Below are 11,725 nucleotides of genomic sequence, written 5' to 3' on the forward strand. Positions count from 1 at the left end.
CGATGCCTGAACCAACCTTCTGTGGTCGGCCCGTGCCGACCGATCGCGCGCTGGTGATGGCGATCGTGAACCGCACCCCCGATTCGTTCTACGACCGGGGCGCCACCTTCACCGACCGGGCCGCGATGGACCGGGTGACGCGGGCCGTCGACGAAGGCGCCGATCTGGTCGACATCGGCGGGGTGAAGGCCGGGCCGGGCGACACGGTCGACGCGGCCGAGGAAACGCGACGGGTGGTTCCGTTCGTCGCGGCGATCCGGGAGAAGTACCCGGAGCTGTTGATCAGTGTGGACACCTGGCGCGGCAAGGTCGCCGGGGATGCCGTTGCGGCCGGTGCCGACCTCGTCAACGACACCTGGGCCGGGGCCGACCCTGAACTGGTGCACGTGGCCGCCGACCTGGGTGCCGGGATCGTCTGCAGCCACACCGGTGGCGCCGTGCCGCGCACCCGTCCGCACCGGGTCCGCTACGCCGACGTGGTCGCCGAAGTGACCGCCACCGTGGCCGCCGCGGCCGAACGCGCGGCCGCCGCCGGGGTGCGTCGCGACGGAATCGTGATCGATCCCACTCACGATTTCGGAAAAAACACCTATCACGGGCTCGAGTTGTTGCGTGGAATCGACAGTCTCGTAAAAACCGGGTGGCCAGTGCTGATGGCCCTGAGTAACAAGGACTTTATCGGGGAGACTCTAGGTGTCGGTCTGACCGAGAGGGTCGAGGGCACACTGGCGGCAACCGCGTGGGCGGCCGCCGCGGGCGCTCGGGTCTTCCGGGTTCACGAAGTCGCCGAGACCCGGCGGGTCGTGGACATGATCGCCGCAATCCAGGGCATCCGGCCCCCCGCACGAACTCTGCGAGGTCTGGCATGAAAATCCAACACCGCGAGCCCGCCTGGGCCACTACCCACACCTGGGACACCCCTGACTGGACGGTCGGCGACCTGGTCGCCGCCAAAGCGGGTCGCACCGTTTCGGTGGTGCTGCCCGCCCTCGACGAACAGGACACCGTCGCCGACGTGGTGGCCAGTATCCGGCCGCTGCTCGGCACCCTCGTCGACGAACTGATCGTGCTCGACTCCGGATCCACCGATGCCACCGCCGAACGTGCGCGGCGCGCGGGTGCCGAGGTGGTGACCCGCGAGGAGGCCGTGCCCGAGCTCGAGCCGGTCGCGGGCAAGGGCGAGGCGCTGTGGCGGTCGCTGGCCTGCACCTCCGGTGACCTCATCGCCTTCGTCGACTCCGATCTCATCGATCCCGATCCGGCGTTCGTGCCCAAGCTGCTCGGCCCGCTGCTGACCATGCCCGGCACCCACCTGTCCAAGGCCTACTACCGGCGCCCGCTGCGCCAAGGCGAGTCCGTGGACGCCAACGGCGGTGGCCGGGTCACCGAACTGGTCGCCCGCCCCCTGCTGGCGGCGCTGCGCCCCGAACTGGTCCAGGTGTTGCAACCGCTCGGCGGTGAATACGCGGGCACCCGCGAACTGCTCACCGCCGTCCCCTTCGCCCCCGGCTACGGCGTGGAGATCGGCCTGCTGCTCGACACCTACGATCGCCTGGGCCTCGACGCCATCACCCAGGTGAACCTCGGCGTGCGCACCCACCGCAACCGCCCCCTGTCCGACCTCGGCGTGATGAGCCGCCAGATCCTCGGCACCGCCCTGCGCCGCAGCGGCGTCCCCGACTCCGGCGCCCCCCTCACCCAATTCCCCCTCATCGCAGGCGAGTTCATCCCCCACACCACCGAGGTCTCCCTCGAAGACCGACCGCCGATGAAAACCCTCCGCCCCGAACAGGTCGCCGCCTGACACCTTCCCCCGACCGCCTCGTCGTCCTGCGATGAGGCGGTCGTCGGCGCGCGCACCCCTTGCCGCGTGGCTCGACTGTGGGGGCTGCCGACGACGCTGTTCGTCCACTCCGAGCGGGAGTTCGTTGTGTGTATCGGTCCACGTGACCGAGTGGGCGCGGTCGACCTTTCCCGCGCGACCGACGCCGAACTCGACGGCCTACGTACCGATCGGCCGCGGCGCGGCTATCGGAAGCGAAAACGGTCCGCGCGGCATCAGCGTCGAGGGGCTCAGGGTGTTCGGGGGTGGATGGGGCCGGTCAGGGTGGTGAGGGGGCGGGCCGAGGTGTCGGTTCGGGTGGCGAGGATCTGGGCGAGGATGGAGACGGCGGTTTCCTCGGGGGTGTGGGCGCCCAGGTCGAGGCCGAGGGGGCTGTGGATGCGGGCGATGGTGGTGGGGGAGAGGCCGTGGTCGCGGAGGCGGGTGGTGCGGTCGCGGTGGGCTCGGCGGGAACCGAGGGCGCCGATGAAGGCGACTGCCGGCAGGTCGAGGGCGGTGGCCAGCATGGGGACGTCGAATTTGGGGTCGTGGGTGAGGACGCAGACGACCGTGCGGTCGTCGATGCGGTCCGCCGCGGCTTCGGCGGCCAGGTAACGGTGGGGCCAGTCGACGACCACTTCGTCGGCGGTGGGGAAAAGTGCGGGGGTGGTGAAGGTTTCGCGGGCGTCGACGACGGTGACGCGATAGCCGAGCTGAGTGGCGGCCGTGGTGAGGGCGCGGGTGTAGTCGTTGGCCCCTGCCAGGATCATGTGGGCGGGGGAGCGGAACACCTGGACGAAGGTGCGGGGGCGGGTCGCGGCGGCAGGCGTGCAGTCCTGGGCGCCGACCATGCCGTTGTGGCCCGCGGTGAGCAGCGCGGCCGCGTCCTGGTCGAGGCCGCGCCACGGCGTGACCTGCCCGGGCCGCAGCAGCCGGCGATCCGGGGTGGATTCGAGAGTCGTGGCGTAGGCGATGGGCTGGTGCGCGGTGAGCGCGCCACGCAGTTCTCGCAGCAGCGGAAGATCGGCGTGGTCGAGCCGTTCGACGAAGACCTCGATCTCCCCGCCACACGGCAGTCCGACGGTGAGCTCGTCGGCTGCCGCGAACCGCTCCACACAGGCGGAGCCGTCGGCGAGCACCTGTTGGGCCGTCACCAATAGCGCCGCCTCGACGCATCCACCCGAGAGCGAGCCGACGACCCGACCATCCGGGGTGACCACCATCGCGGCCCCGGTATCGCGCGGCCCCGCCCCGATCCGGTCGACGATCCGGGCCAGCGCCACCGGCCCCTCGGCGAGCAGATCGAGCACCTGCCCGAGCAGATCGCGCATCGCCCACCGGCCTCTCCACCGACTGTGACCTTTCGGTCCAGCCTAGCTAACCGCGAGCATCCCGGCGCGGTGAAAGCTCAGTCGAGGATTTCGCGGTGCTGGAGACCGGCGGGCACGGCGCCCTGATGGAAGAACTCGTGGAAGATCTGCGCCGCGTACTCGGCGGTGAAGACCTCCTCGGGGTAGACGTAGGTGTCGTCGTCGCCGTGCGGCACGTACACCGTGGGCAGCCCGAGGCGGCTGCCGGGGAACCCGAGGGTGTAGCGGCGCGGCAGATGGTCGACCGTGGTGCGCAGCTGCAGCGTCATCGCGTCGGCGGAGCCGGTGCAGCGCAGCGCCAGATCGCCCCGGGCCGCGCTCACCGATGCCGTCACCTCGGTGGCGGGCATGGGCTCGGGCAGCACCGTCAGATCGAGCGCGAAGCGCTGATGACCGTCCATCCGGCGCAGCGGGCGCAGGAAGCTGTCCACGTCCTCGTGCGGGCCGATGAAGACCTTCAAACGGTCGCTGTAGGTCACGCGGTGGGTCGTCACGACCACCTCACCGCCGACGGAGTCGATGTCGGACGCGGGAACAGGCCGGGGGCCCGCGACGCCGGCCGCTCGCACGGGCAGGACCCGGCAGGCATTGGCCTCGGGAGACGAGAACATGTGAAGCTCACCTACTCACACTCGGTTACTCGCTAGCAATCTAACCATCGGGCTCGGGTTGTGATCTATAACATTACCGTGATGCAGATCACAAAGTGTCCGTTGTTTAGATGCAGTTATGGGCGAGTCCGGTTCGCAGCGGACTTTTGGTCGGTTTCGTGCCGATAAACCGGGGTGAGTAGGTCTGCATCGACCGGTTCGCCGGTCGTGCGGTCGTATCGCACGGCGATGAGAACCGAGAACAGATGCGTGCTCGCCCGCTCGTGCAGCGTCGCCAGCCGGGTGGCCAGCAACCGGATCGCACCCAGGGAACCCGGCGGGTGCAGCCCGTCGATGAGCATCACGGTGCCGCGCCGGTCGGGTCGGGGCAGCCTGGCCAGGTAGGCGATGTCGTGTGGTTCGGTGCCGCCGGGCCGGTAGACGCGGCGCGCGGCCCGGTCCTCGATGCCGCGCCGGGTGTCGCCCGCGCGAGTGACGGTGCGCCGCAGTCGTGGATCGGCCGCCACCAGCTGACGCAGGCTCGGCGACAGCTCGGGCCCGCCGAGGATCACCAGGCCGTCACGGTTGAGATCGATGGGTCTGCCCGGCAGGAACGTTTCGACCGTCGCCACGAAACCGAGCTGGCGCAGCAGCTCGGCCAGCCGTTGCGCGGCCGCCGGATCGGGTGCGCCGAGCAGTCTGCCCGTGCGGGCCTCCGGGGCCAGCACGGTGAGCGTGCCGTGTCCGAAGAACAGCCCTTCGGGCACCGGACCCTGGGTGCTCACCTGGTGGATGCGCGCCCGCGACAAGCCCGCTGCGGCGCCGATGCGGGCGAACGTCCAGCCCTCGGCGTGGAGTTCGCGGATCACGGCGCGGCGGATCCTGGTGAGTTCGTTGATGGTCTGCTGGGCAGCCGCCACCCCGTCGGTGGCTGCTTTGAGTCTCTCGACCTTGTCTTCGATCGCGAAGACTCGTGCCACGTCATCGGCCGACATGTGCGAAGTCTAGACAGCTGGACGGCGATTCGTGTCTATAACGATTGACATCGAATGTCTTGGCGCACAACGCCGATCGAGGTATGCCTGTCGGCAACCACAAAGACGGCGAGGTCGGCACGGACATCGGCGGTACGCGCGATCGGGTGGCAAATGACGACCGTGTGGTCTGTTCGCCGGGGTCAGGTGGCGTCGGAGTCGATCGGCGGCCGCTCGTTGTGCTCCAACGGCTTGGGCGCCTTCGACAACGAGGGCCCGCTGCCGGGCATTCCGCTGCTCGTGCCGAACAGCTCTTTGCGGTCCGGCACGGCCTTCTCCAGATCGCGCAGCACCGAGTCGTCACCGCCGAGTAGATGCTTGGTGACCGCGGCACGCGGTGTCATCCCGCGCAGCTCGTTGAGTTCGGCGAGCGGTTTGCGCAGCTCGTCGAACTCCGGACCGAGTTCCTGCTTGAGCGTGGAGGTGGCCCCGCTGGCGTAGTCGCGCACCTGACGCAGCGACGACGTGGTCCAGCGGATCGCCCCGGGCAGGCGCTCCGGGCCGAGGATCACGAGGGCGGCGACGAGCAGGATCATCATCTCGCTCCACCCGATGTTGCTGAACACGATCCCAGGTTACCCGGCGCGCGTCGTCGCAGCTCAGTCGGATTCGAGGGTGACGGGCACGTCCACCTGCCTGCCATCGCGGATCAACTGCACGTTCACCCGCTCGCCGATCTTGTGCGACTGCACCGCGACGACCAGTTCGTCGGGGCCCTCGACGATGCGGTCACCGACCTTGACGATCACGTCGCCCTCGACGATGCCCGCCTTGGCCGCAGGTCCGCCCGCCACCACGTCGGCCACGGCGGCGCCGCTGCGCAACTCGTTGGCGACGGCCTTGGTGCGCGCGCTGAGCCCGAGCTGCGGGTGGTTGACCTTGCCGTCGCGGATCAGGGTCTGCGCGATGGAGGTGACCACATCGATCGGGATGGCGAACCCGAGACCCACCGAGTTACCGGTGTTGCTCTTGATAGCCGTATTGACGCCGATCAGCCTGCCGTCCATGTCGACGAGGGCGCCACCGGAGTTACCGGGGTTGATCGAGGCGTCGGTCTGCACCGCGTCGATCACGGCATTGGTGTCGGTGCCCTCGCCACCGAGGCTCACCGGACGGTGCAGCGCGCTGACGATGCCGGAGGTGACGGTTTTCTCCAGGCCGAGCGGCGAACCGATGGCGAGCACGTCGTCGCCCACCTGCACGTCGTCGGAGCGGCCGAGGTTCGCCTCGGTGAGGTTGTCGGCGTCGACCTTGAGCACCGCGAGGTCGGTCTTGGGATCGCGCCCGACGATCTGGGCAGGCACCCGGGTGTTGTCGGAGAATTCGATCTGGATCTTGGCGTTGCCGGACTTGTCGGTGGCCGCCGCCGAGATCACGTGGTTGTTGGTGACGATGTAGCCCTGCTCGGCGTCGAGGACGACACCCGAGCCGGACGGCCCGCCGTCACCGATGATGACCTGGATCGACACCACCGACGGCAGCACCGCGTCGGCGACGGCCGCGATCTTGCCGTGCGGGGAATCGGAGCTCTCGCTCTGCTGGAGGGTGACCTTGCGCGAGGTGAGGGTGGACGCGGTCTCGGCGGTGATCCGCCCGACCAGCCCACCGACGACGGCGATACCGAGCGCGATCACGGCGAGCAAGGCCAGTGCCTTGGGCGCGACACGGGAGCCGAACAGCACCTCGCGGGCCGACAGTTTGGGAGCCACAGGCAGCGGAGCGGCTTCGGGTGTCTCGATCGCCGGGGCGCCGAGGCGCGCGCCCGCGGCCGGGTCGCGCCAGGGGTCGACCGGACCCGCGACGACGATCTTGCGTTCGCCGGAATCGGGTTCGCGCTGCAACAGTTCGTCGGAGCCCTCGGGGCGGGCGAACGCCTCGGCGAGCACACCGTCCGGCGGCCGGCGATCGACCAGCTCGCCGTCGTCGGAACGCTTGCCATCGCGCATCGGGTCGTGCGGGGCGAACGAACCCGTCTGGCCGTTCGGGCGGCGGAACGCGTGCGCGGTATGGCTGTCGATGTGCGGCCGGTACACCGGACGCGGGCCGAGGGTCGGCGCGTCGGAGGGCCGCAGATTCCCCCGTGACGCCGCCGAATCCGAGTTGTCGGTCGATCCGGGATTCGTCGATTCGCCTGTCACGCCCGTGACTCTACTTGCGCCGCCACGTAGTCCACCGGGCTGCGGGGAACGAATCGGTCAGGAATCCGAGAAATGCCTCGTTACGGCGGGGAGGTTCGGGTGCGGCGGCGGGCAGTTCGGCCAGCGGGATGCGGCTGAGGCTGTCGTGCAGGCTGCGTGGGACGGCGATTTCGCCCGCCCGGCGCAGCGCGATCCGCGCCTGCTGCTGGGCGTCGACTTCGGCGGCGCATTCGGGGCACACCGAGAGATGCTGGGCGGCACGCAGATAGGCGTTCATGCGCAGCTCGCCGTCGACGTAGGCCGCGATCGCCTCGCTGGCCAGATGCTCGGTGGGCTGAAAGCGCGGTGTGCGACCTGAGGATGCTGGATCCACGCTCATGCGGAGTTCTTCCTTCCGACCGACATCAACCCGACCAGGCCGGGTGTGGCCGCTCGCGGCCGTCACCCTGCGTAGGTGTCAGCGGAGTATCGCTGCTCTATTCCATTATGCGCAAGGTAGTCGCGCAGTGCCTGGCGCCCGCGGTGGATGCGGCTGCGCACAGTGCCCAGCTTGACGCCGAGCGTGGCGCCGATCTCCTCGTAGGACAGGCCCTCGATGTCACACAGCACCACGGCCGCGCGGAACTCCGGCGCGAGGGCGTCGAGCGCCTTCTGCAGGTCCGGGTCGAGGCGGGAGTCGTGGTAGGCGTCCTCGGGCGTCGGCCCCTCGGCGGGCACCCGGTCGTAGTCCTCGGGTAAGGCCTCCATGCGGATGCGATTGCGCCTGCGGACCATGTCGAGGAACAGGTTCGTGGTGATGCGGTGCAACCAGCCTTCGAACGTGCCCGGCTGGTAGCTCTGCAGGGATCGGAACACCCGGATGAAGGTTTCCTGGGTGAGGTCCTCGGCGTCCTGGGCGTCGCCGGACAACCGGTAGGCGAGGCGGTAGACCCGGTCGGCGTGCTCGCGGACCAGTTCGTCCCACGACGGCATCACCGTGCGGTCACCGGTGGCGTCGAAAGCCGCAGTGCCGGTGAGTTCGGCATCGAGATCGTCCTCGACGGACGGCGGAAAGTCGGTGGGAAGGGTCTGGGCGGGCAGTGTGGCGTCGGAACGCGCCGTGTCTACCATCGGGATGGGACACCTCCTACTCGGGACCGCCGGCACGAAACCGAACCGGTCCGGGTCAGCGGACCTTGTCTTGTCAGAAACAACCGCCGGATGTCTGCGGTTGTTCCCGCGCCTCGTACCCGCCGCGATCGGCTGGTGTGGCAACTATTTCCTGTCGCGATATGGGGCACGTGTGGAGACCCTGAGTGGCACCTGAGAATCCTGATGTGCCCCGACACTCACCCCGCGTGGGCGCCTTCGCTGAATACACAGACCCGGTCGGTGACATAGCCTCTTAGCTGTGGCATCGAACGTGGAGCGGAACCTGGCCTATGTGGAGGAGTCCGTCGTCGAGGACGAAGTCCTCCTCGACGCGCGCGAGCGGGCCACCGAATTGGGCGCCGCGCCCGTGCCCGCCTCGGTCGGCGCGCTGCTGAGCATGTACGCGCAGATGCTCGGCGCCCGCTCGGTCGTCGAGGTGGGCACCGGCGCGGGTGTGAGCGGATTGTGGCTGCTCGACGGCATGCGTGAGGACGGAACCCTCACCACCATCGACTCCGAACCCGAGCATCAGCGGGCCGCCAAGGAGGCCTTCCGCACCGCCGAGATCGCGCCCGCGCGCACCCGGCTCATCAACGGCCGCGCCCTCGATGTGCTGCCGCGCCTGGCCGACGGCGCCTACGACCTGGTGTTCGTCGACGCCTCGCCCATGGAACACCCGCTCTACGTGGAGCAGGGTGTGCGATTACTGCGCGAGGGCGGTGCGTTCATCCTGAACAACGCGCTGCTCGGCGGGCGCGTCCCCGATCAGTCCCAGCGCGACCCGGCCACCCAGGCGGTGCGTGCCGCGACGAGGGCGATCGCGGAGAATCCCGAGCTCACCAGCGTGCTCATCCCGATCGGCGACGGGTTGCTCTGCGCGTCGCGCGGGTAGTCACCCCACCCAGATACCCTTGCCGACGGTGACCACGCCACCGTTGCTCACGGCGAATCGTTCCCGGTCCCGGTCCAGGTCAACGCCGATGATCTCGCCCTCGCCGACCACCACGTTCTTGTCGAGAATGGCGTGGCGGACCACCGCGCCGCGCCCGATGCGCACGCCGGGCATCAGCACGCTGCCCTCCACCGTCGCGCCGTCGTCGATCATCACGTTGGAACTGAGGACCGAGTTGCGCACGGTGGCCGCCGACAGGATCGAGCCCGCCCCGACGATGGACTCCTGAGCGAGCCCGCCACGCGCGAACTTGGCGGGCGGCAGGTTCTCGGCGGCGCCGCGGATGGGCCAGTGCTTGTTGTAGAGGTTGAACACCGGGTGCACCGAGACCAGGTCCATGTGCGCCTCGTAGAAGGCATCGATGGTGCCGACATCGCGCCAGTAGCCCCGGTCGCGATCGGTGGCGCCGGGTACGTCGTTGTCGGCGAAGTCGTAGACGGCGGCCTGCCCGGCCGCGACCAGCGACGGGATGATGTCGCCGCCCATGTCGTGATCGGAATCGGAGTTCTCCGCGTCGGCGCGGATCGCGTCGACGAGCACGCGGGTGGTGAACACGTAGTTGCCCATCGACGCGAAGGTCATGTTCGGGTCGTCCGGGGTGCCGGGCGGATGGGCGGGTTTCTCCAGGAACTGGGTGATGCGCCCGGACTCGTCGGAATCGATGCACCCGAACGCGCTCGCCTCACTACGCGGCACCCGGATCCCCGCGACGGTGACGCCCGCGCCCGAGGCGATATGGCTGGCCACCATCTGTTCCGGGTCCATCCGGTACACATGATCGGCCCCGAAGACCACGATGTAGTCGGGGTCCTCGTCGTAGATCAGGTTGAGCGACTGCATGATCGCGTCGGCGCTGCCGGTGTACCAGCGCGGTCCGAGCCGCTGCTGCGCGGGCACCGGGGTGATGTACTCCCCGGTGAAACCCGACAGCCGCCAGGTCTGGGAGATGTGGCGGTCCAGCGAATGCGACTTGTACTGGGTGAGGACGCACAGGCGCAGATATCCCGCGTTGACCAGGTTGCTGAGCACGAAATCGATCAGCCGGTAGGCCCCACCGAACGGAACCGCGGGCTTGGCGCGGTCGGCCGTGAGCGGAAACAGTCGTTTGCCCTCGCCACCGGCGAGCACGATCCCGAGTACGTGCGGCTGGCTCCTCACCCTGTCAAAGTACAGGTCCCGGGCCCACCCGGTGGCCCATGTCGACCCGAGCGTCTAATTTGGACCGCGTGAGTGATGGCACCGACGGGGAACGAGCGATCGCGGATCCGTTGCGGGTGGCCATGCTGACCCGGGAGTATCCGCCCGAGGTGTACGGCGGTGCGGGCGTGCACGTCACCGAGCTCACCGCCCGGCTGCGCGCACTGTGCGAGGTGACCGTGCACTGCATGGGCGCGCCGCGCACGGGCGCGGTGGTGCACCGGCCCGATCCCGAGCTGTACGCCGCCAACGCCGCATTGCAGATGATGTCGGCGCAGCTGCGGATGGCCGACGCCGTCGGCGCGGTGGACGTGGTGCATTCGCACACCTGGTACGCGGGCCTGGCCGGCCATCTCGCCGGTGCGCTGTACGGCATTCCGCACGTGCTCACCGCGCATTCGCTCGAACCGCGCAGGCCGTGGAAGGCCGAACAGCTCGGCGGCGGATACCGCCTGTCGTCGTGGTCGGAACGCAACGCCATGGAACAGGCCGACGCCGTGATCGCGGTGAGCGAGGGCATGGCCCACGACGTCCTCGACGCCTATCCCGCCATCGACCCCGGCCGGGTTCACGTGGTGCACAACGGCATCGACGCGGGCGTATGGCATCCCGGTGCCCCCGTCGGCACTGAGCAGCCGGTACTCGACCGCCTCGGAGTGCGTGCCGATCTGCCGATCGTCTCGTTCGTCGGCCGCATCACCCGGCAGAAGGGTGTCGGCCACTTGCTGGCCGCCGCGGCCGATTTCGACCCCGACATCCAGCTCGTGTTGTGCGCCGGTGCGGCGGACACGGTGGAACTCGAGCAGGAAGTGGCCGCCGCGGTCGACGAGCTGCAAAACCAGCGCGGCAACGTGTTCTGGGTGAAGGAGATGCTCCCCACCGAACAAGTGCGTCAAATCCTCACGGCCTCAACAGTTTTCGTCTGCCCATCGGTATACGAACCCCTCGGCATCGTGAACCTGGAAGCGATGGCCTGCGCCACCGCCGTCGTCGCCTCGGACGTGGGCGGGATCCCAGAAGTGGTCGCCGACGGTGTCACAGGACGATTGGTGCACTACGACCCGGTCGCCTCGGGTGACTACGAACGCGCACTCGCCGCCGCGGTGAACGCGGTGGCGGCCGACCCCGAACTGGCGACGCGCTACGGGCAGGCAGGCCGCGCGCGAGCCATCGCGGAGTTCGATTGGGCGAGGATCGCAGAGCAGACTGTGAATGTCTATCGCGAAGTCATCCGCTGAGAGCCTCCGCGCCACGTGCGCCTTGCCGCATCCCAGCCACGCGGCACCACTCGAGTCCGTCACCTACCGCACTCCAGCCCACACAGCACTCGGGTCCGCCGCCTACCGCATTGCCCAGCCGCACGGCACTACTCGAGTCCGCCACCTACCGCCTTCACAGCCGCACGGCACCACTTAAGTCCGCCATGACCGCATTCCCAGCCCCGCACGACCCGACCTCGAGGAGGGTCCGCCGCGAAGCGGCGTAGCGGCC

At 69.1% G+C, this 11,725-nt stretch carries 12 protein-coding genes; 4 read left to right on the forward strand and 8 right to left on the reverse strand.

What is annotated here, in order from left to right; translation table 11 throughout:
• Nucleotides 1–2: 2 nt before the first annotated feature.
• Together folP and ACSVDM_RS29855 are read left to right on the forward strand one after the other, a co-directional pair.
• Nucleotides 3–869, forward strand: coding sequence for a dihydropteroate synthase (gene folP, locus ACSVDM_RS29850; protein ID WP_067637719.1), 867 nt, complete (start codon nucleotides 3–5; stop codon nucleotides 867–869).
• The gene (locus ACSVDM_RS29855; RefSeq protein WP_067485770.1) at nucleotides 866–1,804 is read left to right on the forward strand and encodes a glucosyl-3-phosphoglycerate synthase; all 939 of its coding nucleotides are present in this window, start codon (nucleotides 866–868) and stop codon (nucleotides 1,802–1,804) included. Before folP ends, ACSVDM_RS29855 begins: the two co-directional genes overlap by 4 nt.
• A 269-nt stretch (nucleotides 1,805–2,073) precedes the next feature.
• Here the strand turns inward: ACSVDM_RS29855 and ACSVDM_RS29860 are convergent, their stop codons facing one another.
• From ACSVDM_RS29860 to sigE, 7 genes are all read right to left on the reverse strand, one after another.
• A complete protein-coding gene (locus tag ACSVDM_RS29860; RefSeq protein WP_439269045.1) occupies nucleotides 2,074–3,153 on the reverse strand; it encodes an XdhC family protein in 1,080 nt (359 codons plus the stop codon).
• A 77-nt stretch (nucleotides 3,154–3,230) separates the two neighbouring features.
• Complete coding sequence (locus tag ACSVDM_RS29865) at nucleotides 3,231–3,803, reverse strand: hypothetical protein (protein WP_067637711.1); 573 nt, start codon at nucleotides 3,801–3,803, stop codon at nucleotides 3,231–3,233.
• 116 nt (nucleotides 3,804–3,919) lie between these two features.
• Entirely contained in the window at nucleotides 3,920–4,777 is an 858-nt protein-coding gene (locus tag ACSVDM_RS29870; RefSeq protein WP_439269046.1) for a hypothetical protein, read from the reverse strand.
• A gap of 182 nt (nucleotides 4,778–4,959) precedes the next feature.
• Nucleotides 4,960–5,382 (reverse strand): Sec-independent protein translocase protein TatB, encoded by a 423-nt coding sequence (gene tatB, locus ACSVDM_RS29875; protein WP_067485778.1) that lies wholly within the window; start codon nucleotides 5,380–5,382, stop codon nucleotides 4,960–4,962.
• Nucleotides 5,383–5,415: 33 nt separating this feature from the next.
• Nucleotides 5,416–6,954 (reverse strand): S1C family serine protease, encoded by a 1,539-nt coding sequence (locus ACSVDM_RS29880; protein WP_439269047.1) that lies wholly within the window; start codon nucleotides 6,952–6,954, stop codon nucleotides 5,416–5,418.
• 10 nt (nucleotides 6,955–6,964) lie between these two features.
• The gene (locus ACSVDM_RS29885; protein WP_067485782.1) at nucleotides 6,965–7,333 is read right to left on the reverse strand and encodes a zf-HC2 domain-containing protein; all 369 of its coding nucleotides are present in this window, start codon (nucleotides 7,331–7,333) and stop codon (nucleotides 6,965–6,967) included.
• Nucleotides 7,334–7,395: 62 nt separating this feature from the next.
• Nucleotides 7,396–8,064: an RNA polymerase sigma factor SigE gene (gene sigE, locus ACSVDM_RS29890; RefSeq protein WP_084456750.1), complete on the reverse strand. Its 669-nt coding sequence runs from the start codon at nucleotides 8,062–8,064 to the stop codon at nucleotides 7,396–7,398.
• 280 nt (nucleotides 8,065–8,344) lie between these two features.
• Between sigE and ACSVDM_RS29895 the strand changes: the two genes are divergently transcribed.
• A complete protein-coding gene (locus ACSVDM_RS29895) occupies nucleotides 8,345–8,977 on the forward strand; it encodes an O-methyltransferase (protein WP_067485784.1) in 633 nt (210 codons plus the stop codon).
• On the opposite strand, the gene glgC is transcribed toward ACSVDM_RS29895, so the two are convergent.
• The gene (gene glgC / locus ACSVDM_RS29900; RefSeq protein ID WP_067637704.1) at nucleotides 8,978–10,195 is read right to left on the reverse strand and encodes a glucose-1-phosphate adenylyltransferase; all 1,218 of its coding nucleotides are present in this window, start codon (nucleotides 10,193–10,195) and stop codon (nucleotides 8,978–8,980) included.
• Between the two features lie 110 nt (nucleotides 10,196–10,305).
• Here glgC and glgA point away from each other — a divergent pair, with 110 nt between their 5' ends.
• Nucleotides 10,306–11,472, forward strand: a complete 1,167-nt coding sequence (glgA, locus tag ACSVDM_RS29905) for a glycogen synthase (RefSeq protein ID WP_439269048.1) — start codon at nucleotides 10,306–10,308, stop codon at nucleotides 11,470–11,472.
• Nucleotides 11,473–11,725 lie beyond the last annotated feature (253 nt).

Source organism: Nocardia sp. JW2 (genome assembly GCF_051843015.1).
GTDB classification, from domain to species: Bacteria; Actinomycetota; Actinomycetes; order Mycobacteriales; family Mycobacteriaceae; genus Nocardia; species Nocardia coubleae.

Coding starts and splice junctions, on each gene's coding strand:
- folP (WP_067637719.1), top strand. CDS start 3: ATGCCTGAACCAACCTTCTGTGGTCGGCCCGTGCCGACCGATCGCGCG.
- sigE (WP_084456750.1), bottom strand. CDS start 8,064: ATGGTAGACACGGCGCGTTCCGACGCCACACTGCCCGCCCAGACCCTT.
- ACSVDM_RS29870 (WP_439269046.1), bottom strand. CDS start 4,777: ATGTCGGCCGATGACGTGGCACGAGTCTTCGCGATCGAAGACAAGGTC.
- ACSVDM_RS29855 (WP_067485770.1), top strand. CDS start 866: ATGAAAATCCAACACCGCGAGCCCGCCTGGGCCACTACCCACACCTGG.
- ACSVDM_RS29865 (WP_067637711.1), bottom strand. CDS start 3,803: ATGTTCTCGTCTCCCGAGGCCAATGCCTGCCGGGTCCTGCCCGTGCGA.
- ACSVDM_RS29860 (WP_439269045.1), bottom strand. CDS start 3,153: ATGCGCGATCTGCTCGGGCAGGTGCTCGATCTGCTCGCCGAGGGGCCG.
- ACSVDM_RS29885 (WP_067485782.1), bottom strand. CDS start 7,333: ATGAGCGTGGATCCAGCATCCTCAGGTCGCACACCGCGCTTTCAGCCC.